This window comes from Mesobacillus stamsii (assembly GCF_030814065.1).
In the GTDB taxonomy this organism is placed as follows: domain Bacteria; phylum Bacillota; class Bacilli; order Bacillales; family Cytobacillaceae; genus Mesobacillus; species Mesobacillus stamsii.
Window position 1 is genome coordinate 59,024 of the sequence record NZ_JAUSUN010000015.1, and the last position, 24,189, is coordinate 83,212.

Annotated in this window: 25 protein-coding genes and 2 pseudogenes; 24 read left to right on the forward strand and 3 right to left on the reverse strand. The window is 43.8% G+C overall.

Annotated features, from left to right (window positions below):
• Positions 1–34: 34 nt before the first annotated feature.
• From nikB to J2S25_RS12730, 16 genes and pseudogenes are all read left to right on the forward strand, one after another.
• Positions 35–988, forward strand: coding sequence for a nickel ABC transporter permease (gene nikB / locus J2S25_RS12655; RefSeq protein ID WP_198528180.1), 954 nt, complete (start codon positions 35–37; stop codon positions 986–988).
• 2 nt (positions 989–990) lie between these two features.
• Positions 991–1,878, forward strand: coding sequence for an ABC transporter permease (locus J2S25_RS12660; RefSeq protein WP_084221772.1), 888 nt, complete (start codon positions 991–993; stop codon positions 1,876–1,878).
• Positions 1,879–1,888: 10 nt separating this feature from the next.
• A complete protein-coding gene (locus tag J2S25_RS12665) occupies positions 1,889–2,545 on the forward strand; it encodes a DUF1028 domain-containing protein (protein ID WP_307192081.1) in 657 nt (218 codons plus the stop codon).
• Entirely contained in the window at positions 2,542–3,576 is a 1,035-nt protein-coding gene (locus J2S25_RS12670; RefSeq protein WP_307192082.1) for an ABC transporter ATP-binding protein, read from the forward strand. The genes J2S25_RS12665 and J2S25_RS12670 overlap by 4 nt, the downstream gene beginning before the upstream one ends.
• Positions 3,533–4,522, forward strand: coding sequence for an ABC transporter ATP-binding protein (locus tag J2S25_RS12675; protein WP_307192083.1), 990 nt, complete (start codon positions 3,533–3,535; stop codon positions 4,520–4,522). The genes J2S25_RS12670 and J2S25_RS12675 overlap by 44 nt, the downstream gene beginning before the upstream one ends.
• Positions 4,523–4,674: 152 nt before the next feature.
• Positions 4,675–6,284 (forward strand): annotated as a pseudogene (locus tag J2S25_RS12680) (gamma-glutamyltransferase family protein).
• Positions 6,285–6,308: 24 nt separating this feature from the next.
• Positions 6,309–6,881: a chromate transporter gene (locus tag J2S25_RS12685; RefSeq protein ID WP_307192084.1), complete on the forward strand. Its 573-nt coding sequence runs from the start codon at positions 6,309–6,311 to the stop codon at positions 6,879–6,881.
• Positions 6,881–7,408 carry a chromate transporter gene (locus J2S25_RS12690; RefSeq protein ID WP_044392870.1) on the forward strand — a complete coding sequence of 176 codons (528 nt, stop codon included), beginning with the start codon at positions 6,881–6,883 and terminating at the stop codon, positions 7,406–7,408. The genes J2S25_RS12685 and J2S25_RS12690 overlap by 1 nt, the downstream gene beginning before the upstream one ends.
• A 197-nt stretch (positions 7,409–7,605) precedes the next feature.
• A complete protein-coding gene (locus J2S25_RS12695) occupies positions 7,606–8,109 on the forward strand; it encodes a methylated-DNA--[protein]-cysteine S-methyltransferase (RefSeq protein ID WP_307192085.1) in 504 nt (167 codons plus the stop codon).
• A 381-nt stretch (positions 8,110–8,490) separates the two neighbouring features.
• On the forward strand, positions 8,491–8,862 hold the full coding sequence (locus J2S25_RS12700) for an ArsR/SmtB family transcription factor (protein WP_307192086.1): 372 nt from the start codon (positions 8,491–8,493) through the stop codon (positions 8,860–8,862).
• Positions 8,855–9,856 (forward strand): permease, encoded by a 1,002-nt coding sequence (locus J2S25_RS12705; RefSeq protein WP_307192087.1) that lies wholly within the window; start codon positions 8,855–8,857, stop codon positions 9,854–9,856. The genes J2S25_RS12700 and J2S25_RS12705 overlap by 8 nt, the downstream gene beginning before the upstream one ends.
• 19 nt (positions 9,857–9,875) lie before the next feature.
• On the forward strand, positions 9,876–10,106 hold the full coding sequence (locus J2S25_RS12710; protein WP_307192088.1) for a thioredoxin family protein: 231 nt from the start codon (positions 9,876–9,878) through the stop codon (positions 10,104–10,106).
• A 170-nt stretch (positions 10,107–10,276) separates the two neighbouring features.
• Positions 10,277–10,621: an ArsR/SmtB family transcription factor gene (locus tag J2S25_RS12715; RefSeq protein WP_307192089.1), complete on the forward strand. Its 345-nt coding sequence runs from the start codon at positions 10,277–10,279 to the stop codon at positions 10,619–10,621.
• 15 nt (positions 10,622–10,636) lie between these two features.
• A complete protein-coding gene (locus J2S25_RS12720) occupies positions 10,637–11,932 on the forward strand; it encodes an arsenic transporter (protein ID WP_307192090.1) in 1,296 nt (431 codons plus the stop codon).
• A gap of 18 nt (positions 11,933–11,950) precedes the next feature.
• Positions 11,951–12,370, forward strand: coding sequence for an arsenate reductase (thioredoxin) (arsC, locus tag J2S25_RS12725; RefSeq protein ID WP_044392863.1), 420 nt, complete (start codon positions 11,951–11,953; stop codon positions 12,368–12,370).
• A 51-nt stretch (positions 12,371–12,421) separates the two neighbouring features.
• Complete coding sequence (locus tag J2S25_RS12730) at positions 12,422–12,628, forward strand: hypothetical protein (RefSeq protein WP_307192091.1); 207 nt, start codon at positions 12,422–12,424, stop codon at positions 12,626–12,628.
• On the opposite strand, the gene J2S25_RS12735 is transcribed toward J2S25_RS12730, so the two are convergent.
• Positions 12,568–13,008 carry a hypothetical protein gene (locus tag J2S25_RS12735; protein ID WP_307192092.1) on the reverse strand — a complete coding sequence of 147 codons (441 nt, stop codon included), beginning with the start codon at positions 13,006–13,008 and terminating at the stop codon, positions 12,568–12,570. The two genes, J2S25_RS12730 and J2S25_RS12735, sit on opposite strands and share 61 nt — an antisense overlap.
• A 3-nt stretch (positions 13,009–13,011) precedes the next feature.
• Complete coding sequence (locus J2S25_RS12740; RefSeq protein ID WP_044392858.1) at positions 13,012–13,356, reverse strand: ASCH domain-containing protein; 345 nt, start codon at positions 13,354–13,356, stop codon at positions 13,012–13,014.
• A gap of 156 nt (positions 13,357–13,512) precedes the next feature.
• Between J2S25_RS12740 and J2S25_RS12745 the strand changes: the two genes are divergently transcribed.
• The 4 genes from J2S25_RS12745 (at position 13,513) to sdaAA (ending at position 16,602) form a co-directional block, all read left to right on the forward strand.
• Entirely contained in the window at positions 13,513–13,641 is a 129-nt protein-coding gene (locus J2S25_RS12745) for an anti sigma factor C-terminal domain-containing protein (RefSeq protein ID WP_084221770.1), read from the forward strand.
• 194 nt (positions 13,642–13,835) lie between these two features.
• Positions 13,836–14,870, forward strand: coding sequence for a GGDEF domain-containing protein (locus tag J2S25_RS12750; protein ID WP_307192093.1), 1,035 nt, complete (start codon positions 13,836–13,838; stop codon positions 14,868–14,870).
• 133 nt (positions 14,871–15,003) lie between these two features.
• Complete coding sequence (gene sdaAB, locus J2S25_RS12755) at positions 15,004–15,669, forward strand: L-serine ammonia-lyase, iron-sulfur-dependent subunit beta (protein ID WP_044392857.1); 666 nt, start codon at positions 15,004–15,006, stop codon at positions 15,667–15,669.
• Between the two features lie 27 nt (positions 15,670–15,696).
• Positions 15,697–16,602 (forward strand): L-serine ammonia-lyase, iron-sulfur-dependent, subunit alpha, encoded by a 906-nt coding sequence (sdaAA, locus tag J2S25_RS12760; RefSeq protein ID WP_307192094.1) that lies wholly within the window; start codon positions 15,697–15,699, stop codon positions 16,600–16,602.
• A gap of 425 nt (positions 16,603–17,027) precedes the next feature.
• Here sdaAA and J2S25_RS12765 read toward each other — a convergent pair whose 3' ends face one another.
• Positions 17,028–17,258: a hypothetical protein gene (locus J2S25_RS12765; protein ID WP_307192095.1), complete on the reverse strand. Its 231-nt coding sequence runs from the start codon at positions 17,256–17,258 to the stop codon at positions 17,028–17,030.
• Between the two features lie 640 nt (positions 17,259–17,898).
• Here J2S25_RS12765 and J2S25_RS12770 point away from each other — a divergent pair.
• From J2S25_RS12770 to J2S25_RS12785, 4 genes and pseudogenes are all read left to right on the forward strand, one after another.
• The gene (locus tag J2S25_RS12770) at positions 17,899–18,270 is read left to right on the forward strand and encodes a MerR family transcriptional regulator (RefSeq protein WP_307192096.1); all 372 of its coding nucleotides are present in this window, start codon (positions 17,899–17,901) and stop codon (positions 18,268–18,270) included.
• A complete protein-coding gene (locus tag J2S25_RS12775; protein WP_307192097.1) occupies positions 18,267–19,934 on the forward strand; it encodes an acyl-CoA dehydrogenase family protein in 1,668 nt (555 codons plus the stop codon). Before J2S25_RS12770 ends, J2S25_RS12775 begins: the two co-directional genes overlap by 4 nt.
• Positions 19,935–20,153: 219 nt before the next feature.
• Complete coding sequence (locus J2S25_RS12780; RefSeq protein ID WP_307192098.1) at positions 20,154–22,535, forward strand: immune inhibitor A domain-containing protein; 2,382 nt, start codon at positions 20,154–20,156, stop codon at positions 22,533–22,535.
• 263 nt (positions 22,536–22,798) lie between these two features.
• Positions 22,799–24,088, forward strand: a pseudogene (locus J2S25_RS12785) (asparagine synthase-related protein); the annotation flags it as partial.
• Positions 24,089–24,189: the final 101 nt, after the last annotated feature.

A 24,189-nucleotide genomic window follows, 5' to 3' on the forward strand; every position in this document is an offset into this window, starting at 1 on the left:
CTATTTTTAAACTTTAAAAAAGGGAGGGTGCACCGTGGTAAAGTTTTTGCTTCGTCGATTAGGACTTATGATCGTTATCTTATTCTTAGTAAGTATCATTGTTTTTTCACTCGTTCATCTCACGCCAGGCGACCCTGCAAGGATGATCTTAGGACAAGAGGCGACTGAAGAATCGCTGCAGGCATTAAGGGAGCAGATGGGCCTGAATGATCCTCTTTATGTTCAGTATTTTAACTGGGTAACAAACGTTCTTCAGGGAGACCTTGGAAATTCATTGAAAGATAATACCCCCGTTCTTACTGTACTCCTTCAGAAGCTGCCGGTGACGATTCAATTATCTATCATGTCGTTTATCATTGCGATGCTGATCGCCATTCCAGCGGGTATCATTTCAGCAACAAGAAAAGGGACGTTCTGGGATTACTTTGGAACAACATTTGCGTTGTCAGGGGTGTCAGTCCCCCCATTTTTCCTAGGGATATTGCTGATTTTCGTCTTTTCCATTTCATTAGGATGGTTAGCGCCATCAGGGTATGTGGAGCCCTGGAAAGATTTTAAACAGAGCATGCTTTTAATGATTTTACCTGCTCTTGCCGTAGGAGTCCGATTGAGTGCAGAGATAACCAGAATGTTACGGTCAAGCATGCTTGAAGTGCTTGAGGCCGATTATATCCGGACTGCCTATGCAAAAGGTGTTTTAGAACGAGGAGTCGTAATTGGACATGCTTTAAAAAACGCACTTATTCCTGTCGTTACCGTGAGTGGATTGCAATTAGCCACTTTCCTTGGAGGTGCAGTGATCACCGAAACGATATTTGCAATTCCAGGTCTCGGAAGACTTGTCATTGATGCCATCATGACAAGGGACTTCCCGGTTGTGCAGGGTGCCGTACTGTTCATGGCCATAGCGGTTGTAATGGTGAACTTCTTTATTGATATTCTTTATTCCATTCTTGATCCAAGAATTAAGCTAACAGGGGGCCAGTGACCATGGAAGCACAATTGAATCAGAAAATAGCAGTCGTAGAGAGTCCTAAAAAACGTAGAATGAAAGAAATGGCATCGCGCTTTTTTCAAAATAAAATGGCTGTAGCAGGAGGTATATTTACATTTCTACTAATTATTATAGCTATTTTTGCGCCGGTGGTAGCTCCTTATAATCCTAGCGAACAAGATTATGCTAAATTCCTTCAGAGTCCGAATGCTGAAAATCTTCTAGGAACGGATGAGCTTGGCCGCGATATTTTCACTAGGATCATATATGGGGCTAGAGTGTCGATCGAGGCTGGGATAATTTCTGTTGGGATTGCGTTATTGATTGGAATTCCAATCGGTCTATTTTCAGGATATTACCGTGGCGTTCTTGATGAATATGTGGTTATGCGTTTTACGGATGCATTGCTATCATTCCCTCCGTTAGTTTTGGCACTTTCACTGGCTGCAGTTCTTGGGGCTGGATTACAGAATGCCATGATTGCAATAGGCATTATATTCACACCTAATTTTATTCGTCTAGTTAGGGGGGAAGTATTGAGTCAGAGAGAGCGGGAATATGTTACAGCTGCAAAGGCCTCAGGAATCAGTGACTTTAAAATCATATTCAGACATATCCTACCGAACTGTATGCCGCCAATTTTAGTTCAAGCAACACTTTCTATTGCTGCAGCAATCATATCGGAAGCCTCCTTAAGTTACCTAGGATTGGGCACTCAGCCTCCAACGCCTAGTTGGGGAGCAATGTTATCGATGGGACAGGGCTATCTTGGAGATGCGCCTTGGATTTCGCTCTTCCCCGGCCTGTTTATCTTTTTGACTGTTCTATCAATCAACCTATTTGGTGATGGGCTTCGTGATGCGTTAGATCCCAAAATGAAGTGAGGTTATTAGAATGACATTTTCGATTACTGCTAGATGTGAAAAAACTGGAATGCTTGGCGTAGCGGTATCAACTGCAAGACCAGCAGTTGGTTCACTTGTTCCATATGTGAAATCGGGGATAGGAGCGGTCGCCACCCAGGCAACTGTTAATCCTTTTTTTGGCTTAGACGGTATCAAGCTTTTAGCTGAAGGGAAATCAGCAGATGAAGTACTGGAGAATTTACTGGCTTCAGACCCGGACCGGGAGAGAAGGCAATGCGCCATCGTTGACAAGAATGGGAATGCTGCGGGTTTTACAGGCAAAGATACAGTTCCATGGCAAGGACATAAAATTGGGCCACAGTTCGTAGCCGCTGGCAATATGTTGACAGGGCCGGAAACGATCGATGCCATGTTTGAAACGTATCAGGCATTGGAAAATGAAAGTTTACCAGAAAGACTTTTAGCTGCGCTTATCAGTGGACAGGAAGCAGGAGGAGACAAACGGGGAAGGCAGTCTGCCGCTCTTTATGTTGTAGACCAAGAAGAGTATCCCATTGTTGATGTTCGTGCGGATGAACATCATGACCCTGTCCAGGAGCTAATCAGAATCTATAAAAAGTGTCAGGAAGATCTATTTCCATACACTGCTAAACTAGTAAAACGAAAGGAGGAGGCAACCAAATGACACAGCCATTATTGGAAGTGAAGAATCTGAAGGTAAGCTTTGCAGGTAAAAAAAATTCCACAAATATAGTAGCCGGATTATCCTTCAATGTAGAAAAAGGAAAAACCCTTTGTATTGTTGGGGAATCAGGCTGTGGAAAAAGTATAACCTCCCTTTCGGTCATGGGATTGCTTCCTAAAACGGGGGAAGTGGATGGCGAAATTTTATTAAAAGGTGAAAATCTGACAGGAAAAACTATGAAGCAGATGAGTAAGATCAGGGGCAATCAGATTTCAATGATTTTTCAGGAGCCTATGACCTCGCTCAACCCAGTCCAGACAGTTGGAAAGCAGATTGCCGAGACCATCATTCTCCACCAGGATGTAACCAAAAAGGAAGCGCGCCAAAAAGCGATTGAGATGCTTCAATTGGTCGGCATTCCTTCTCCAGAAAAACGGATTGATGCCTATCCTCATGAGTTGAGCGGCGGAATGAGACAACGGGTCATGATTGCTATTGCCCTTAGCTGCAATCCGGAACTGTTGATTGCCGACGAACCGACTACCGCGCTGGATGTAACAATTCAGGCACAAATCCTTGGTCTAATGAAGAATTTGCAAAAAGAGCTGGAAATGGGAATTATCATGATTACGCATGACTTGGCGGTGGTATCTGAAATGGCTGATAAAGTACTTGTCATGTATGCAGGAAAAGCGGTTGAATATGGTGACAGGAAATCCATTTTCAATCATCCAATGCATCCATACACACAGGGGCTGATGAAGTGTATTCCCGATGTAGATGCTGAAGACGATGTGGAGGAACTTTTTGTTATAAAAGGCTCTGTACCATCTCCTGATGCAATGCCAGTTGGCTGCAGATTTGCCGATCGCTGCCCGTATGCACAAGAAATTTGTAGGACGAAATCACCAGATCTCGAGCAAGTCGATTCACAACACACAGTCAGCTGCTGGAAATACACAGATTTATGGAAGGATGGTGAGACAAATGGTCCAGCCATTAGCGAAGTTGCCGTCAGCAAATCTTCTTGATGTAAAGGATTTGAAGAAATACTTTCCTGTCGGGGATCAAGGGTTCTTTGGAGAAAAGCAAGTGGTTAAGGCATTGGATGGCATCACCTTTACTCTTAAAAAAGGGGAAACGCTGGGAATCGTAGGAGAGTCTGGATGCGGAAAATCTACAATGGGTCGTGCTATCCTCAGACTTCATGAACCAAGCTCTGGAACGATTGTTTATGACGGAAAGGATATCACCAAGATATCTAGAAGGCAGATGCGTGATAACCGCAAGGATATGCAGATTATTTTCCAGGATCCTTATGGTTCTCTAAATCCAAGGATAACTGTGGGAGCAATGCTGTCTGAAATCGTTGAAACCCATAAAATCGTTCCTAGAAAAGAGTTATATGACTATGTTTGTAATTTGCTAGTAGAAGTTGGGCTGTCAGAACAGCATTATCACCGCTTCCCGCATGAGTTTTCCGGAGGCCAGCGCCAGAGGGTCAGTATCGCTCGTGCACTATGCACGAACCCTAAGCTGATTGTTTGCGATGAAGCTGTCTCGGCCTTGGATGTATCCGTCCAGTCACAGATCCTGAATCTGTTGCAGCGATTAAAAAAGGAACACCAGCTGACATATTTGTTTATTTCCCACGATCTTAGCGTTGTAAAGCATGTAAGCGACCGTGTTGCCGTCATGTATTTAGGGAAAATGGTCGAACTCGCTGATAAAAAGGACCTTTACGAAAATCCATTGCATCCTTATACAAAGGCATTGCTTTCTGCTATTCCTTCGACTAAGGAAGAGAAGATTCGGGAACGGATCATCTTAAAAGGAGATGTGCCAAGCCCGATCAATGTTCCTAGTGGTTGCCGTTTCCATACAAGATGCCCGCTTGCTACCGATCGATGCAGGGCAGAGGAGCCGGCATTCCGGGAGGTAAGCGAGAACCACTTTGCCGCTTGCCATTATGCATAACTTGGGGAGGTCCTTACCTTGAAGGTAAGGACGTTTCGTTCGAAATGAAAAAGGAATGCTGTTTTATAAAAAGAGTATATTTCGTTTGTAAAGCTAATAAGTTAAATTGACTTACAAATGAAAGTTACTATCCTTAAGGGGGAGATCAATTCATGAACTTAGATTACTTACATTATCCATACCAATCACAAAGAACAGTAAATTTTGCCAAGAATGGCATGGTTGCCACCTCTCAGCCGCTGGCAGCACAAGCAGGTCTCGACATTTTAAAAAAGGGGGGAAATGCGATTGATGCAGCGATCGCAACTGCTGCATGTTTAACAGTTGTTGAGCCAACTTCAAACGGGATTGGTGGTGATGCGTTCGCGTTAGTTTGGGTAAAAGGGGAACTTCATGGCCTGAACGCAAGCGGTCCAGCTCCACAAAGCATCTCGATTGAGGCCGTTAAGGAAAAGGGGCATGAAAAAATGCCAACCTTCGGCTTGATCCCTGTAACTGTTCCTGGAGTGCCTGCAGCATGGGCTGAGCTATCAAGACGATTTGGGAAGCTTCCCTTAAAAGAGACGCTTCAGCCTGCAATTGATTATGCGGAAAATGGATATCCTTTATCACCAACTATTGGCAAATACTGGAACATAGCCTATGAAAAGTTTAAAGAAATTTTTACCGGAGAGGAATACAAAGGCTGGTTTGAAACATTCGCTCCAAACGGAAAGGCACCTCAAATAGGGGAAGTCTGGAAATCTGTGGGCCATGCCAGTACATTGCGCCAGATTGCCGAAACAAATGCAGAAAGCTTTTACCGCGGGGAACTGCAGATAAAATTGATGAATTTTCTAAGCAGTATGGAGGCTTCCTTTCTAAAGAGGATTTGGCCGCATACAAGCCAGAGTGGGTCCAGCCGATCAAGGTTAATTACAGAGGCTATGATGTCTGGGAGATTCCCCCGAATGGCCAGGGCATTGTTGCTTTAATGGCACTTAACATGCTGAAGGGCTATGAACTGAAAGAAAAAGAATCTGTGGATACATACCACAAACAAATTGAAGCGATGAAGCTTGCGTTCGCGGATGCGAAGAAATATGTTACCGATCCTGAGAAAATGACGGTGTCATCTGAACAGCTTTTATCGGAGGAATATGCGGAGGCAAGAAGAAGCTTGATTGGTGATTCTGCACGCCTGCCTGAGCCTGGTACACCTCCAAAAGGTGGAACCGTTTATCTGGCTGCGGCGGATGGAGAAGGAAATATGATCTCATTCATCCAGAGCAATTATATGGGCTTTGGCTCAGGAATTGTCATTCCAGGAACAGGTATTGGCCTGCAAAACCGTGGAGCTGATTTTTCATTGGATCCGTCCCATGATAATCGCCTTGATCCTGGCAAAAAGACATACCACACAATTATTCCAGGATTCTTAACAAAAGATAATGAAGCAGTCGGTCCGTTCGGAGTGATGGGCGGATATATGCAGCCGCAAGGTCATGTTCAGGTCATCATGAACACACTCGACTTCAATCTGAATCCTCAGTCCGCACTTGATTCGCCGCGCTGGCAGTGGATGGAGGGCAATAAGGTGGTTGTTGAGAATACCTTCCCTGCTCATATTGCCCAGGCACTATCAAGGAAAGGACACGATATCCAATTTACATTAGATGGAGGCGGATTTGGTAGAGGCCAGATCATCTGGAGAGATCCTGTAACAGGAGTTCTATCCGGAGGAACGGAGTCCAGGACTGATGGGGCAATTGCAGTTTGGTAATCTCAAAAAAGGTGATGAATGAGAATGAAACAACTTGATTTATTCCTTGCATTCTTCCGAGTTGGGATGCTGGGGTATGGTGGAGGACCATCATCGATACCGCTCGTGCATAAAGAAGTAGTAGAAAAATATAAGTGGATGAATGACGAGGAGTTTGCTGATGTTCTAGCTTTGGGTAATACCCTTCCTGGACCGATTGCCACAAAGATGGCAGGATATATCGGATATCGTGTTGCGGGTTTTACAGGGATGGTAAATGCTACTGCAGCAACAATCATTCCAACGATTTTATTGATGATCGTGTTATTGACATCCTTATCATCATTTAAAGATCTTCCGTGGGTTGCTGGCATGACAAAGGCTGTAGTTCCGGTAGTTGGTGTCATGTTGGCCACATTGACATGGGACTTCTTCAAGAAATCGAATGAAACGCTTGGAAAAGTTAACGCAGGTTTAATGGTGGTTGGTGGACTGATCCTGATGGAGGTATTGAATGTCCATCCGGCCATCTTAATTCTCGTTTTGTTAACTCTGGCTATCGCTAAAAAAGATAACACTCCTAAGGTGGAGAAAAAGATTGAAAGAGGTGTAGGCTGATGATTTACTGGCATATTTTCCTCGCCTTTTTCATTCCGGGAATTGTTGGCTACGGGGGAGGTCCTGCATCGATTCCTCTGGTGGAAAATGAAGTGGTCGACCGCTATGGCTGGATGACAGTACCGGAATTTAGCGAAGTGCTGGCGATTGGCAATGCTTTGCCGGGACCAATCGCGACAAAAATGGCAGGTTACATTGGGTATGAGCAGGGGGGAATTCTAGGTGCTGTTGTAGGTATTATCGCCACAGTTGCACCTTCATTGATCCTAATGATTTTCCTCCTTGGTTTATTGCTTCGTTATAAAGATTCTCCAAAGGTTAAAAGAATGACGAATTACATCAGACCTATCATTGCGATCTTACTTGGGGTCATGACTTTCAACTTTTTCTTTAATGCCTATATTGATACAGGTATCACGCAAACAATATTTTTAATTGTTGTAAGCTACTTGCTGCTTGAAAAATGGAAGGTTCACCCTGCCTACGTCATTACTGCATCGTTAGCGTATGGTGGTTTTTTCCTCTAAAAATGCCGAGCAATATTGGTAATTTATTAGGTTGAAAGGAAATATTTGTAATATCTCCATTATCGTAATGATAATGGAGTTTTTTTACATTAAAAACAATAAACTTGAACTTCTCTATCTTAACAGTTCGGAAAAAAGATCCTATGGAGGATTCCATTTTTTAGTTATAATGAGGAAAAGGCTAAGGAGTGGGAGTTGTGGAGCAAAAAATCTATTATGACATCTATCATTTAAATGGAGATGAAATTTTTATTTCGGCGACCGACAAAGGTGTATGCTATATCGGTTCACCAAAAGAAGATGAGCGAGATATGGCTAAACGTTTTCCCACTGCTGTATTGGAAAAGAATCCAGAAGCTTTAAAACCTTACATGGATGAGTTAGCTGAGTATTTTGAAGGGAAGCGAAGACAATTTTCCATGCCAGCTGATGTAAAAGGAACAGCATTCCAGGAAGCAGTATGGGAAGCCTTGAAGGAAATTCCTTATGGCGAAACTTGTGCATATTCAGATATTGCAGAAAAAATTGGCAAGCCTGCGGCCGTGAGAGCAGTCGGAACCGCAATCGGTGCTAACCCAGTTGCGATCGTTGTGCCATGCCATCGGGTTATCGGCAAAAATGGAGCAATCACCGGTTATCGCGGCGGGATTGCCCTGAAGGAGCACTTGCTGGAGCTAGAGAAAGTGAATTGCAATAGTTAAACGAGGATTGCTGTTAAAATATTGCCGGCTAACTCTCGAAAAAGTGGAAATCATGCCAGTATATGAGGTTGAAGAATAAAAAAAAGGTGGAATTAGGCGATTTATGTGCCTGGCTCCACCTTTTTTTTAGTAGGAAAAATTATTCTCTTAATCAAAAGCGTTAATCTCTCGGAACTATACCATAATTACCCGCAAGAAGGCGATAATCTCTCAATAAAGCATGGCAATCTCTCGGAAAAGGATAATAATCACGCCGTTTTCCTTATTTTGTAATAGAAGCCAGCAACATGGGCGGCTACTTGAATATTTTCCTCAAATAGACATAAATAAAACTATAAAACTAGAAAAATGGTTGTATACTTTTTGAGGGAGGTGTAATTAATGAGTTGTCGAACTGGATGGGAAATTAAATCGTCAAACGTCATGCAAAGGATCATTGCTGGAGCCAAGGAAGAGTTTCCACTTATGGATGTTGCAGAAAAACTTGAAAGCAAGGAGGCGTTTTTCAAAGCGCTCGGAGATGAAACACGCCTAAAAATCATGACATTGTTATGGTTCGAGGATCTTTGCATGTGTGAGATCGTCGATGGCCTGTCGGGAGCATCTTCAACTATCAGCCACCATTTGAAAATCATGGAAAAGGGAAAGCTCATTAAATCCAGGAGAGAAGGTAAGTTCACTGTCTACAGTCTGGATAAAGAAAAGCTAGCACCTCTGATTTCGTACCTGAAAGAAGGAGATCTAAATGTTTAATCAACTGGCCACCTGGCTTGTCGTTGATGTCCTGAATATGGAGTTAACGTCAAGACTAGGCGGAGCACTCCATTTTTTCATTTACGACACAACAAAAATCCTGTTTTTGCTCGCGGTGATGATTTTCGCGATTTCATTCATCAGGAGCTTTTTTCCACCGGAAAAGGTCAAGGAATGGCTCGAAGGCAGAAGGAAGGGGGTTGCTAGTGTGATGGCAGCTTTCCTGGGCGTCTTATCTCCATTCTGCTCGTGTTCGACGGTGCCTTTATTTATCGGCTTTGTCGAGGCTGGAATCCCTTTGGGTATCACGTTTACGTTCCTGATTTCATCACCAATCGTAAATGAAATCTCGCTGGTCATGCTGTTTTCTATTTTCGGCTGGAAAGTAGCGCTGATTTATGTGTTGGCGGGAATCACTCTGGCGATTGTCGCGGGTTCCATCATTGGCAAGCTGAAAATGGAAAAGCATGTGGAGTCCTATGTTTATGAAATAGCGGCTGGGAATGAAGAAGTCAATATGCAAGGAAGAGACAACCGAACCTTAACGGAAAAAATCAAAGCAGTTTTCAGTAGAGAAGAGCTTAAGGAAAGAACAATTTTTGCTGCACGTAATGTTGTGGAGACAATTCAGAAGATGTGGCTTTATCTCTTGATCGGGATTGGGATTGGGGCGTTCATACATGAATATGCCCCACAGGATTTGCTTGTCAAATATGCAGGAGAAGGAAATTTCTTCGCGGTTCCGATTGCGACGATTATAGGCGTACCACTTTACTCAAACGCCATCGGTGCTCTGCCGATTGTCGAAGCATTATTAAACAAAGGTGTAGGAGCAGGTACAGCGCTTGCGTTTATGATGGCAATCACCGCCCTGTCCCTTCCAGAAATGATTTTGCTCAGGAAAGTAATCAAACCAAAGCTGATTGCTGTATTTGTTGGTGTTGTCACTTCAGGGATCATCCTGATTGGCTATGGTTTCAACGCAATTCTATAACGATGAGGAGGAAATGAAAATGAATATTAAAATTTTAGGTACAGGCTGCAAAAAATGCCAAGAGTTTGAAAAAAACACACGCATGGCGGTCGAAGAAGTACAGGTGGACGCAGTGATCGAAAAGGTAGAAGACATCAAGGAAATCATGAAGTACAAAGTGATGAGTACCCCCGCACTTGTCATCGACGAAAAGGTGGTTTCCACAGGTAAGCTATTAACTGTCAAAGAGCTGAAAGGCATGTTGGCTTAATATCAATTAACAAGGACGCCAAGGATAAGTTCTCCGGGCGTCTTTTTGATAAAATAAATCCTACAGCTTTACAAATTCTTAATAATCTATACATAGAATCACTCTTGAATATATAAGCAAATCATTATATACTAATGCAGTAATTGAGATCGAGTGGAGGTGGAGAGTAATTGATCAAGCAAAGGATGGAAATGGATCAAGCTGCTGCAGTTTTTAAGCTACTTGGTGACAGGACGCGGTTGACGATGATGAGAATTCTTGCTGATCACGATTGCTGTGTTTGTGAATTTGTCGCCATGTTTGATGCGAGTCAGCCGGCAATCAGCCAACATATCCGCAAGCTGAAGGACGCAGGTTTGGTAAAAGAGACCAGGAGAGGGCAGTGGGTTTTTTACTCGATGAACCGGCAATATGAGCATTTCGAATTTGTTCAATTGCTCATGGAGGCACTTCCGAGTCAGGAAGAAAAATTTACAGAACTTGAAAAGCAGGGAAAACGAATTTCCTGTGATTAATGGAGGTGTGTGGAATTGTCATTACCGATCATAGCTTCACTGATTTTCCTTGTGACGCTGACGCTTGTTATTTGGCAGCCTAAAGGGTTGGGAATTGGCTGGTCAGCTGTAGGGGGTGCAATCTTAGCATTGCTTTTCGGTGTTGTTGACTTTCAGGACGTAATCGATGTTACCGGGATTGTCTGGAATGCTACACTTGCTTTTATTGCCATTATTATTATTTCGCTTATTTTAGATGAGATTGGATTTTTTGAATGGGCAGCCTTACATATGGCGAGGGCAGCAAAGGGGAACGGTATTAAGATGTTCGTCTATGTCACCCTGCTTGGTGCTGGGGTGGCTGCATTGTTCGCAAACGACGGAGCTGCCCTGATCTTAACTCCCATCGTGTTGGCGATGGTCCGCAACCTGAAATTCGAGGAAAAAATGGTATTTCCTTTTATCATGGCGAGCGGTTTTATTGCCGATACGACGTCATTGCCGCTGGTTGTCAGCAATCTGGTGAATATTGTATCTGCTGATTTCTTCGAGATTGGATTCGTCGAGTATGCATCCCGCATGATCGTGCCGAACTTCTTCTCATTAGGTGCTAGTATTTTGGTTTTGTATTTATTTTTCAAAAAGAGCATCCCGAAACATTACGAGATGTCCAATCTGAAAAAGCCGGTCGAAGCGATCAAGGATGTGAAAATGTTCCGCTTATCCTGGATTGTGTTGGGAGTCCTGCTGATTGGCTATTTTGCAAGTGAATTTCTAAATATCCCGGTATCGTTCATTGCTGGAATTGTTGCGATTTTCTTTTTGATGATGGCAAGGAGGAGCCCGGCTGTTCATACGGCTACCGTAGTAAAAGGAGCACCGTGGGCCATCGTGTTCTTTTCAATTGGAATGTACGTTGTCGTTTACGGTTTGCGTAATGCCGGCTTGACCAATCTGTTAGCTGACGTTATCCAGGCTGCGGCTGACCAGGGTTTATTCGCTGCTACGATCGGTATGGGCTTCATCGCTGCGATTCTTTCTTCTATTATGAACAATATGCCAACTGTCATGATAGATGCGCTGGCAGTTGCGGATACTAACACAACTGGCGTCATCCGTGAAGCGTTGATCTATGCCAATGTCATCGGCTCCGATTTAGGGCCGAAAATCACCCCGATTGGTTCACTGGCAACATTGTTGTGGCTGCATGTCCTTTCATTGAAGGGCGTGAGGATTTCTTGGGGCACTTATTTTAAAACAGGAATCATCTTAACCATTCCTACTTTGTTCCTAACGCTTGTAGGTTTATATATTTGGTTGCTAATTATCTAAAAAGGGAGCGAATCTATTATGGCAAAAAAAACAATCTATTTCTTATGTACAGGAAACTCTTGCCGAAGCCAAATGGCAGAAGGCTGGGCAAAAAAACATCTTGGTGACGAGTGGGAAGTGAAGAGCGCGGGTATTGAGGCGCACGGGCTTAATCCGAATGCGGTCAAGGCAATGGCAGAGGTGGGCATCGACATTTCCGGCCACACATCAAATGTGATTGATCCCGAAATCCTCCACAATTCAGAGCTTGTCGTCACACTTTGCGGCCATGCTGATGAGCATTGCCCGGTGACACCACCGCAAGTAAGACGCGAACACTGGGGCTTCGACGACCCAGCTAAGGCAGAGGGAACAGAAGAAGAAAAATGGGCCGTGTTCCAGCGCGTCCGTGATCAAATCAGCGATAGAATCAAAACCTTTGCTGAAACAGGAAAATAACAGGAAGCCAGGGGGAAACTTCTGGCCTTTTTTTAAAAGGAGGAAATACGAATGAGCAAAAATTATCAAGCGCTTGTCCCTGGCCGGATCTTTATTGGCGGGGCAGATGCGATTCCGGAACTGCTTGAAAATTGCCTTAAACGAATCGACCAGGTCAGTAAAAAAAGCCCGGGTACGATGCCCGGACTTCCACCTATTCACCACAAATTCGGCTTCACGACCATGAACCAGAGCGTCGACATCAAAAGAATGAGGTAGGTCCAGATGGTGCGGTTCAATTTTGCGGCTAGGTCCTGCTTGTTCGCGCCTTCTTCGGCAAATTTCCGAAGTGTTGGGGAGAATGTTCTTGCTAAGAAAAACAGGGAGGCAAACAGCAGCGCCACTGTACTGAAAATCCAAGGCGTCCTCCACGTCCATGGTCCAAGGATGACGAGCAGGATACCCGATCCAATCATCACATGGCCGGCGTGCTTTGCCAGCCGCACGACTGATTTGAGCAAGGCTAAATGGGCTTCCAATGCTATCTCTACAGCATTAGGAAGTTTTTTTACTATCGGCAGCAAAATGAAGAAAGGCCCGATTGAGGCTATCACGCTTGTGACGTGAAGAAAAATGATGATTCGGTACAATAAATCCATTGCTTATTCTTCGACAGGGCTGAATTCATGCACCCAAACACGCATTTGCGGAAGCCATGGCATTCCCGGGTGATAAGATAGGATCGACTGCTTGTACTCCTCGACATTTTCGAAACCTTCGCGCTGAGCATCGGCATCTGTCAATTCGCCAAGTGATTGAGAGTAGACATTGTCCACGATGTATTTCTTTCCTTTTAACTCCATGATTTCGCCTACATCAGCATAACGGCCATTGCGGCGAGTCGCCGTTTTCTTTCCTTGTAAAACTTTATTGACGTCGTCTTCGATCGTAACGAGACGCTCGATTTCGCATGTTTTTGGCGGCAAAGCCTTATTTTTTTCTGTCATCGATAAATCTCCCTTCCGTATGTTCCTTTCTAATGTACCATATTTTTAAAAAGGAAAGCTAAGCCAAGCAATGTGGAAATGATGTTTTTTAAGTTTTTTCCAAAACACCGGAAATAAAGTGTAACATTTTAGATAGTTCATCGTTTTAGTAACGTAATGGAAGGCTTCCAAGTATACGGCGCTGTCGTGACCGGACCTGTAAAAGAGCTGCTAAAGCTAAAAGAAAACAGGCAAATCCAAGGGGCGAACCTTGGAGATATGACGTACTGGAATTGGACAGAATGATAAACTAAAGCAGAAGTCTTTCTAGGACTTTTGCGTCTTTTTTTGCAGTCGGAAATATACGAAAAAGGAATTTTCTAGTACAATAGAATCAGAAAGGCAACGCTGTTTAGGGATGTGTTTCGTCCGGTCTTGTCCTAAGAAGGAAATATGGTTCGAGCGTCTGCAGAAGGATGACAGCTGGGGAGATGAGGAAGATGTTTGCGAACTTTGAAACGATCGATGAGCTGAAGCGAAGCATGTATATGTGGCTGTTGCCGATCATTCTAGTAGCACTGATCGCCAATCGTTTGCTAAATAATGAGAGCTGGTTTGATACTGCCATCAATACGACATTGATTATCTGGTTTTCCATCAGCTGGTTCTTAGCCTATACGAACCGGGGAGTTCACCTTGGAGAGTATATAACCGTTATACTGGTTAGTTTTTATCATGTGCTCACCTTAGTCGAGGTTGTCCATAATGATCTTGCTAAAGGGGGCGGGTCGTTAGGAGACTTTATCGTTTGGATGCCGTTGATTATCATGTATTTCTTCTTAATTCTTGGTACCAAAAAGGGCTTTTACTATTCTGTTTTGATTTTCCTCATTACGCTTGCGATTGGATTGATTTATAGTCTGAAGCTTCCGGGTGAGTCAATCGATTCCCTAACGCAGTTTCTTGCAGCGAATGCTGTCTATATCCTGGTTCTCTTTTATGCACAAAATATGTTTCGGGCCTTTAGCGAGAGGGACTTCTATAAAAAGCACGCCTTTATCGATTCCCTGACTCACGTTGCTAACCGGCATCAGGTCGATTTCTGGTTTGAAGAAAAGCTCAAAACAGCCGAAGAAAATCGGAAACCATTTTCGATTATCTTTTTTGATATCGACTACTTTAAAAAAGTAAACGATAAATATGGACATAAAATTGGTGATTGCGTTTTGAAGGAACTGGCGGAGATTGTTACAGCAAATCTAACAGACGGGGACCTTTTCGGGCGCTGGGGCGGAGAGGAATTCATCGTGATCTTAAATGGCAATAGTGGCCAAGCATTTGAAAAAGCGGAGCATATCCGCAAGATCGTTGCAAACCATTGCTTCAAAGAGGCAGGCAGCCTGACCGCTAGCTTCGGCATCACCTATTATCAGTCTGGCGATAATAGTGACTCCTTGCTGAACCGAGCCGATGAAGCACTGTATGCGTCGAAAAATAGCGGCAGAAATAAAGTCAGCGTGAAGATACCATCCTGATTGACTGGGGTGGTTTTTACATTTTTCTCAAAAAATGAGTAAACGATATAGAGAATGTGGTAAGATAAAAATGGCTAGGAATCTTAAAAAATATAAGTTATGAAATCGCTTTCGATAAAAGGAGCAGTGAACCATGAAATATCGTTCTGCATTTGATATTATTGGTCCGGTGATGATCGGGCCATCAAGTTCGCATACAGCCGGTGCTGCAAGGATTGGCCGCGTCGCGCGCACACTGTTCGAAAAGCAGCCGACAAAGGCCATCATCTCTTTGTACGGCTCTTTTGCTAAAACTTATAAAGGGCATGGAACGGACCTCGCACTCGTTGCCGGAATCATGGACTTTGATACATTTGATGAACGGATTCCTGACGCTTTAAAAATTGCAGAGCAGTCCGGACTCGAAGTGGAATTCATTAAGGAAGATGCCGTAACGGAGCATCCGAATACGGTAAAAATAAATTTATTCGATGGACAGGGCAAGGAGCTTGAAATTGTTGGCATTTCCATTGGTGGCGGAACAATTGAGATCACAGAAATCAATTCGTTCAAGCTCAAGCTGTCCGGTGCCAACCCGACGATCCTCGTTGTCCATCATGATCGATTCGGGCTGATATCAGCGGTAACTTCCGTTTTGTCAAAGCATCAGATGAACATCGGCCATATGGAGGTTTCCCGAAAGGATAAGGGAGATATCGCGGTCATGGTGATCGAAATGGACCACAAACTTAAAGACGAAGTGTACGCAGAGTTAGCTGCCCTAGATGGAGTGGACCAAGTCATTCGTCTTGTTGATTAAATATGAGAAACATCAGGAGGGCAAGCCATGTTTCGTAATGTTGCGGAGCTTGTTGAATTAGCGGAAAAAAATCACGTGAAGATCGCCGAAATCATGATTCGGCAGGAAATAGAAGTTTCTGGCCGCAGCCGCAAGGAGATCATTGCCCAGATGGACAATAATCTGCAGGTCATGGAACGCGCCGTGGAAAGAGGTTTGGCTGGCGTTAAATCCCAGACCGGACTAACCGGCGGAGACGCGGTATTGTTGCAAAGCTATATTGCCAGAGGGAAGACGCTTGCCGGCAATCTATTATTGGATGCCGTCAGCAAAGCGGTCGCAACAAACGAAGTGAATGCAGCAATGGGCATGATCTGCGCGACACCGACCGCAGGATCAGCAGGCGTCGTGCCGGGGACACTTTTTGCCGTAAAAGAGAAATTGAACCCGACGCGCATGGAAATGATCGAGTATTTGTTCACGACTGCAGCATTTGGTTTTGTTGTAGCCAACAATGCCTCGATTTCCGGAGCGGCAGGCGGATGTCAGGCAGAAGTCGGATCCGCTGCTGGCATGGCTGCCGCTGCAATTGTTGAAATGGCAGGCGGGACACCGCAGCAATCATCTGAGGCTTTTGCGATAACGCTGAAAAATATGCTTGGATTAGTCTGTGACCCTGTTGCTGGACTGGTCGAAGTTCCATGCGTAAAAAGAAATGCGATGGGAGCTTCGAACGCAATTACGGCGGCCGACATGGCGTTAGCAGGAATCACAAGCCGAATCCCATGCGATGAAGTCATTGGCGCGATGTACGCCATCGGCCAGACAATGCCATCCGCACTCCGGGAAACAGCAGAAGGCGGACTCGCAGCAACACCAACAGGCCGCCGGTTGGAGCAAGAAATCTTTGGGAAACCAAAGGAAAAACTGGTAGATTACTTGATTCAGAAATAGAACGAGAAAAGCCACCTAGGTGGCTTTTCTTTAACAGAAGGCATAATACTTCACCCTCAGATATGTCAAAAAAACAGGTGTATCTTGACGGCCTTCCGCCTTTCACCCACAAACCTGTCAAAAAAAAGAGGATTTCTTATAATATCAGAATTTATATGTTGCCCCTTTTTTGTGAAGCCGCAGCACAAACCATTTTTAGCTCTAGAACCCATCATTCTAAACGACAAAAAAAGAGGCTAGCCTAGGTCCTATTTATCCCAATGGCAGCCCTTTCCACTAACCCCATAACAAACTGAACAAAAAACCGAGCACGGCAATTGCCCCAATGATCATTAGACCAAAAAACATCACCTCTATTATAATATGCTTAAATACTATGACTATATTTGAAAAAGATTCGGTAGTCTCGATCAGATGCTTGCACTTCACCCGTGTAAAACAAAAGCTTCATTTGTTACCAATTTTATAAGATTTTTCAATTTAGGTTCTGCATCGATACCTTCCATTATTTTTAAAGTCTTATTTGGTTCGACAGTTAACAAGAAGGATACAAGTTTGGACAAAGAGGTTGCCTCCACTGCTTTTTGATGGCTGTACAGGTAAGTAGTCCCAGCCAATTTGCTGGCAGTCTGATAAATTTCCAGCATTTTCTTCATGGAAAATTTCTTTTGAACCCAATAAGCCGTATTGGTGCCCAAAAAAGCCAGGAAACGGGAAAAGAGATGGAGTCAGCGGCAAACGGCTTGCCTAAGCGTTGGGCTATGTGCTAATGCTGGACAAATTTATTTTGACAGGTTTGAGGGTGTAGAGCGAAAAGTTGTCAAGAAAGCCTCGTTATTTTGACAGGTTTGGAGGTGTAGAGTGAAAAGTTGTCAAGAAACCCCCGTTATTTTGACAGGTTTGGAGGTATAGAGCGAAAAGTTGTCAAGAAACCCCTGTTATTTTGACAGGTTCTAAGTCCTTACCAAAAAAACGATCCTGTGAGGGTTTGGGGTGAAATTATTTATTTGGATGGTGATAGGCTCGGTTGCGATCGGAATAGGTTTGAGCAAAGCGACGAGGAGGCTCACCTGACGCCCCGCAGAAAGCGAGTGTCTGGAGTGGAAATCGATGATCAGCCAAACCAAAAAAAGACCGGGCGAAGTTTGCCCGGTTTTTCTTGCAACTTTGCGCCTTCCACCCTCCAAGTTGTCAAAAAAACAAGGTTTTCTTGACAACTTCCAGCAATCATCCTTGCTCTTAACGTTAACGTCAATGGTATAATAAGTTTGCTGATTATTCTGTTAAAAGAGGGGTTTGCGGATGGATACGATTTCTGGCTTGGCGGAGCAGTTTGGGGTTTCAACTCGGACAATCCGTTACTACGAAGAGCTCGGTTTGCTGAAGCCATCTCGGACTGAAGGAGGCCGGAGGATTTACAATGCGAGAGACGTCACGCGCTTGAAGCTCATCATTCGCGGGAAGCGGTTTGGGTTTTCACTAGACGAAATAAAGGAAATGATCTTGCTGTTCGACGAGGATCAGACTGGTGAAAAACAGCTGAAGGTAACGATACAGTATGGACAAGAAAAACTCGCAGAAGTGAATGAAAGGATTTGTGAACTGGTTGAGATCAGGGAAGAAATCGAAAGGCTGTTAACAGAATTCAAAGGGAGGCTAAGTGAATGAATTTTTATGAAGAAGAACCGCAGTTTCGAGCATTGCTAAAGGAACTTTTGGATGAAGAATTTTTCGAGTATGCAGATAGAGAACTGCTGGATTTTGGCGAAAAATGTGCCAATGAAATCGATCAGCGCGCCAGGTTCACCGACCGCGAAGGCCAGCCGAAGCTGATTAAATTCGATGCCTATGGCGATGATATTTCCGAAGTATGGGTAAATGACGGCTACCGAAAAACGGTGGAGGATTCCTATAAAACAGGAATTGTCGGCTATGTTCATAAGGAAATTCCTGAATTGGGGCGTCGCGGAAACTACCTTTATTCTTATGCACAAGGGTATCTCCTGTCCCAAACGGAGCCTGGCTTTTACTGCCCGGTTACATTGACAATGGCTACTGCTTATTTATTGGATCAGTATGGATCTGCAGAGATAAAAGCGAAGTACCTGCCTCATGTTTTATCAACTGGGGAAACAACTTTATATGAAGGTGCTACCTTCTTGACAGAACGGCAGGGAGGATCAGACGTCGGCGCAAACGTAGTGCAGGCAATCCAAACAGCAGATGGGTACAGGATTTACGGAGAAAAATACTTTGCCTCAAACGCAGGAATGTGCGGCGTCGCAATGGTTTTAGCAAGAAAAGAAGGAGCCTCATCCGGAACGAAAGGGCTTACATTATTTGCTGTGCCGTGGAAACGGGAAGACGGAAAACTGAATGGGATCAAGATTCGAAGGCTAAAGGACAAACTGGGTGTCAAGGCAGTTCCATCCGCCGAAGTCGAGTTCGAAGGTGCAGAAGCCTATGTCGTAGGAGATCCAGCAAAAGGTTTTTATTACATGATGGAAGCTCTAAACCTTTCTCGCGTCTGCAACACCGTTGCCTCACTCGGGATCATGCGCCGCGCCTATCGCGAAGCTCGAGAGTATGCGACGAAAAGGGACGCTTTCGGCAAAAAACTTTCAGACTTCCCTATGATAAAAGATTCACTCGTTAAAATGGCCGTAAAACTTGAAATTGAAACCCGAACAGTATTCAAGTATTTGCCGCTGTTTGAGAAAGTGATGCGAAACGAACCAGGAGTTACAGAGGAAGAAGTGATTCTAAACAGACTCTACATCGCCCTTTTAAAAAAAGAAACTGCAGAACAAGCCGTCCACTTCGCACACGAAGCCATCGAAATGCATGGCGGAAATGGATATATCGAGGACTTCGTTACGCCTCGATTATTGAGAGATGCACAAGTCCTGACCGTTTGGGAAGGAACGGCGAATATCCTCGGACTTGAAGTGCTGAGATTGATCGAGAAGTTCGGTGCCGGCGAATTGTTTTTACAGGAAATGAACGAGCGGATTGCTGGAATGAACGGAGCGTATCCCGAACAAGTACGCGATGGAATAGCGCAATTGGAAAAATTGCTGGGGTCTCTACAAACCGCATCACCTGACCATAAGACATTTCACTCGAAACGGGTGGCAGAATTAATGGCAAAGATTTTTGAGAGTGTGAATGCGCTGGAATATGGTGCTAGTAAGGATAAAAGAGCGGAAAAAGTGATGGAAGTGTATATAGATGAGGCATGGAAAAGCCAATATGTTTTTCGATCAACCATGAAATCCGTCGACTATTTTAAAGAGATTGTCCATTTATCCGAGATGGCAAAAAGCTTTTAATGAATTCCCGTCCATGTTTTTTTCGACATGTTTCGCTTAATTCATCAAAAACGATGTGGAATTTAGTAATTTTTTAGAGTAGTTGGGAAGCAAATGCTCCAAAATCCACCAAAAGCTGATAGTACATGTCAGTAAATGCAAAACGAATTTGCTTGTACCACTCGAATTTTCGGAATAGTATGTAATTACGGCCGTAATAAAGAAAAGGGAGGGAATTATTTGAAAAAGCTTTTAAAGACAAGTCTATCATCAGTTGTACTTGCGGGCACCCTATTTGCGGGTTTTCCTGGTACGTATGCACCAATGGAAGCGGATTTTTTACATAAGGCAAAAGCCGAACAAGAGAATTCGCAAACCGCACTCGATTTGGCAATCATCAATGATGAAAAACTAATGGAGTCCTTTATCAAAAGAGGACTTTTGCCAAAGGATGCCACCGAAGCAGAAAAGCAAACGTTCCTAAAAAACTATCTAGCTTTAAAGGGGAAAGTGACAGATAGCAAAGAATCAGACCCGCTTGCTGCAAAAGTAAAAGCGGCTGAGGCGGAAAAACAGAAGAACTTCAAAAATTACAACAATGGGTTGCTGAATGGCAAAGGCGAAAAGAAAGGGCATTTGAAGGGAAATCCTGATCCTGTAAGCGAAATCGCCTACAATGGAGAAAAAAGAGAAGATAAAGTTCTTGTTCTCTCTGTAGAATACTCTGATTTTCCGCATAACAATATCAAACCGGGCGAATCGGATAATTACTATGAAGATTACCCTCTATCACACTACGAAGATATGATTTTTGGTGTTGATGGTGTGAAAGGTCCGAATGGGGATCAATTAGTTTCCATGAAGCAATTCTATGAACAGCAATCTGGAGGAACGTATTCCATTGAAGGGAAGGCTTATGGCTGGCTGAAGGTGCCGGGTACCGCAGCCTTTTATGGTGCAGACCGAGCAAATGGAGGCCATGATAATGTTAACCCAGGCGGCTCTAAGCAATTGGTAGTGGACACCTACAAGGCTGCACTTGCTGCAGGTATTCCATTAGAGGATTATGATCTGGAAGATCCTCATGATTTAGATGGAGACGGAAATTTACAGGAACCGGATGGATTGGTCGATCACATGATGATTATTCACTCTGGTGTTGGGCAGGAAGCAGGCGGCGGTTCATTAGGCGATAATGCAATCTGGTCTCACCGGTCCGCAAAATTTGTCGATCTAGACGGACTAGGAAATGGGAAACCTGGTTTCTATGATTACACAATGATGCCGGAAGACGGAGCGACCGGAGTATTCGCGCATGAATATGGTCATGATCTAGGACTTCCAGATGAGTACGACACGATATACTCCGGGACTGGTGAGGCTGTTGCCTATTGGTCGATTATGGCAAGCGGTTCATGGGCGGGAAAGATCCCAGGGACTGAGCCGACAGGATTCTCCCCATTTGCCAAAGAATTTTTTCAATCTTACTTAGGTGGGAATTGGGCGAATGATACGGTAGAAATCGATTGGGAAGATGTATCTACAAAAGGAACGCAATTATTACTGGATCAGGGGAATTCACCTAACGGCAAGAATCCAATTGCTGCCAGAGTAAATCTTCCTCAAAAAGCAATGCCGATAAACACACCGGCAGCAGGGGAATTTGAATATTGGGGTGGACAGCAAGACGAAATTGATACAAACATGGAAACAGACGTTAACTTAACCGGAAAATCATCTGCTGCATTAACATTTGATGCCTGGTACGACATTGAAGAACAATGGGACTTTGCGTTCGTTCAAGTTTCAACGGATGGCGGATCCACTTGGAAATCATTAGGGAATGGCAATACTCGTTCAGACGTAGTTCCAGAAGGATATCCAACGATTCTCACGTCGATGCCTGGATTCACAGGAAATTCTAATGGCTGGCAACCACAATCCTTTGACCTATCTGAATATACAGGTCAAACTATTAAGCTGCGTCTACGCTATGCTACAGACTGGGGAACTACCAATACTGGATTCTTCGCCGACAATATCAAAGTTGTCGCCGATGGCCAAACTATTATCGAAGATGGAGCAGAAACTACATCGGCATTTGCTTTAAATGGATTCGTAAAGTCCGACGGAAATAAGTATTCTGACCATTATTATCTGCTAGAATGGCGTAACCATAAAGGTGTCGACACCGGCCTCGCCAATATTCGCCGCGGAAGCTCGTTAATGAGCTACGATGGCGGGTTAGTAGTTTGGTATGTTGACCCAACCTACACCGACAACTGGACAGGAGTGCATCCAGGCGAAGGATTCCTTGGTGTAGTGGACGCACATCCGCAAACTCAGTTGAATTGGAGCTCCGGAACAGCAGCATCGACTCGTTATCATATTGCCGATGCAGCATTTGGCTTAAATCCAACATCTGGATTAGATCTTATTTATCCAGATATGTCACTAAATCTTGACACTCAAGAGAGAGTGACATTGTTTGACGACAGCAATAACTTCCTTAACCCATTCATGCCAGATGCTGGGCGTGCTATTGACAGCTATGGCTTAAAGGTTCGGGTTAACGGCCAGGCCAAGGATAAGTCAGTTGGAGCGATCGTTATTTATAAGTAAAGCTCTTTTTTGTCGCTTCTAGCTCGATGTTTGAACCATTCGCAGGTTGAAAACTTTTCGTGTGAAAAAAAAGAAAAAGCTGTCCGAACTAGTATAAACGTTCGGACAGCTTTTGTGTGCAAAGACGTGACCATAAAAATTTTTTAAAAATAAATTTCTGTGAACATGTTGACACTTGCAAAAAGAGATGGTATTTTAATCATATGTTCTGTATAAAGAACGAAACGATTCTTTATTAAGATGTTTGATAGCAGGAGGAAAAGATGAGCGCAATTGCAGGCATCATTCAGTTACGAAAAGAGATGGTTCCCTTTGAACTTGGAAGGAACATTATGAAAGCCCTTGAAAAATTCCCGGCAGATGATATCCAAGTTTGGCACAAACACAATGCCTTCATTGGGAATCACGCTCAATGGATCACGCCAGAATCCGTCGGAGAGCAGCAACCATTTTATGATTCCGAGAGACAATGCGTGATCACAGCCGATGCCATCATCGATAACCGAGAGGAACTGTTTGCAAAACTGCAGGTCGAGCGATCAAAACAAAAGCATATGCCCGACAGCCAGCTCCTTTTGCTAGCTTACTATAAATGGGGCGAAGAATCTCCTAAGCATCTAGTTGGCGACTTTGCTTATATGATCTGGGATGAGAGAAACCAGAAACTGTTTGGTGCAAGGGATTTCTCTGGGTCCAGAACTTTGTATTTTTACAGGGACGAAGAGAGATTTGCGTTTTGTACAACGATCATGCCGCTGTTTACATTGCCTCGGGTTAAGAAGGAATTGAATGAACAGTGGATGGCTGAGTTTTTGGCGATTTACGGAACAGTCGATGCAATAGACACCTCCATTACTGTTTATAAAGCAATAAATCAATTGCCGCCATCGCACAGTATATCCATTAAAAAAAATAAGATCAGCATGACAAGATATTGCCACTTAGAGCCTGAGAAAAAGCTCCATTTTAAAACAAATGAAGAATATTTGGAGGCTTTCCGTGATGTTTTTCAATCAGCAGTATCCTCGAGGCTGCGAACGCACCGAAAGGTTGGTTCCCATTTAAGTGGTGGACTAGACTCAGGATCAGTAGTTAGTTTTGCCGTAAAGCATTTAAAGGCAGAAGGGAAACAGCTACACACCTTTAGTTATGTCCCAACCGATGATTTCGTAATGGATTTTGTGCCCGATAACAGGATTGCTGATGAGCGGCCATTCATTCAATCTACGGTAAACTACGTTGGAAACATAACGGATCATTACTTGGATTTTAAAGGAAAAAGCCCGTTCACAGATATCGATGCTGTGTTGGATACGATGGAAATGCCGTATAAGTTTTTTGAAAACTCTATCTGGTTAAAAGGAATATTTGAGAAAGCCCGCGAGGAAGAGGTAGGAGTTCTCCTGAATGGGGGCAGAGGGAATCTCACTGTTTCATGGGGTTCTGCATTAGATCATTATGCAGCGCTATTAAGTAGATTGCAAATAATTCGTTACGCACGAGAGCTAAAAAAGTACAGCAAAAGAGTTGGCGTTAAACAGTATGAATTATTTTTATATACTTGAGTCTTGCATTTTTTGAAATATCACCTAAAAAAGGCCGCACTAAAATAAGGTTAAAGCTATGTGGTTTTTAAGCCGACAATTTTAGACAT

Excerpts from the sequence above, each read along its gene's own strand:
- sdaAA (WP_307192094.1), top strand. The coding sequence starts at position 15,697 with ATGTTTCGTAATGTTGCGGAGCTTGTTGAATTAGCGGAAAAAAATCAC.
- J2S25_RS12705 (WP_307192087.1), top strand. The coding sequence starts at position 8,855 with ATGTTTAATCAACTGGCCACCTGGCTTGTCGTTGATGTCCTGAATATG.
- J2S25_RS12750 (WP_307192093.1), top strand. The coding sequence starts at position 13,836 with ATGTTTGCGAACTTTGAAACGATCGATGAGCTGAAGCGAAGCATGTAT.
- J2S25_RS12690 (WP_044392870.1), top strand. The coding sequence starts at position 6,881 with ATGATTTACTGGCATATTTTCCTCGCCTTTTTCATTCCGGGAATTGTT.
- J2S25_RS12730 (WP_307192091.1), top strand. The coding sequence starts at position 12,422 with ATGAGCAAAAATTATCAAGCGCTTGTCCCTGGCCGGATCTTTATTGGC.
- J2S25_RS12665 (WP_307192081.1), top strand. The coding sequence starts at position 1,889 with ATGACATTTTCGATTACTGCTAGATGTGAAAAAACTGGAATGCTTGGC.
- J2S25_RS12660 (WP_084221772.1), top strand. The coding sequence starts at position 991 with ATGGAAGCACAATTGAATCAGAAAATAGCAGTCGTAGAGAGTCCTAAA.
- J2S25_RS12685 (WP_307192084.1), top strand. The coding sequence starts at position 6,309 with ATGAAACAACTTGATTTATTCCTTGCATTCTTCCGAGTTGGGATGCTG.
- J2S25_RS12745 (WP_084221770.1), top strand. The coding sequence starts at position 13,513 with ATGGAAGGCTTCCAAGTATACGGCGCTGTCGTGACCGGACCTGTAAAA.
- arsC (WP_044392863.1), top strand. The coding sequence starts at position 11,951 with ATGGCAAAAAAAACAATCTATTTCTTATGTACAGGAAACTCTTGCCGA.
- J2S25_RS12710 (WP_307192088.1), top strand. The coding sequence starts at position 9,876 with ATGAATATTAAAATTTTAGGTACAGGCTGCAAAAAATGCCAAGAGTTT.
- J2S25_RS12670 (WP_307192082.1), top strand. The coding sequence starts at position 2,542 with ATGACACAGCCATTATTGGAAGTGAAGAATCTGAAGGTAAGCTTTGCA.
- sdaAB (WP_044392857.1), top strand. The coding sequence starts at position 15,004 with ATGAAATATCGTTCTGCATTTGATATTATTGGTCCGGTGATGATCGGG.
- J2S25_RS12700 (WP_307192086.1), top strand. The coding sequence starts at position 8,491 with ATGAGTTGTCGAACTGGATGGGAAATTAAATCGTCAAACGTCATGCAA.
- J2S25_RS12765 (WP_307192095.1), bottom strand. The coding sequence starts at position 17,258 with ATGAAGAAAATGCTGGAAATTTATCAGACTGCCAGCAAATTGGCTGGG.
- J2S25_RS12735 (WP_307192092.1), bottom strand. The coding sequence starts at position 13,008 with ATGGATTTATTGTACCGAATCATCATTTTTCTTCACGTCACAAGCGTG.
- J2S25_RS12775 (WP_307192097.1), top strand. The coding sequence starts at position 18,267 with ATGAATTTTTATGAAGAAGAACCGCAGTTTCGAGCATTGCTAAAGGAA.
- J2S25_RS12675 (WP_307192083.1), top strand. The coding sequence starts at position 3,533 with ATGGTCCAGCCATTAGCGAAGTTGCCGTCAGCAAATCTTCTTGATGTA.
- J2S25_RS12740 (WP_044392858.1), bottom strand. The coding sequence starts at position 13,356 with ATGACAGAAAAAAATAAGGCTTTGCCGCCAAAAACATGCGAAATCGAG.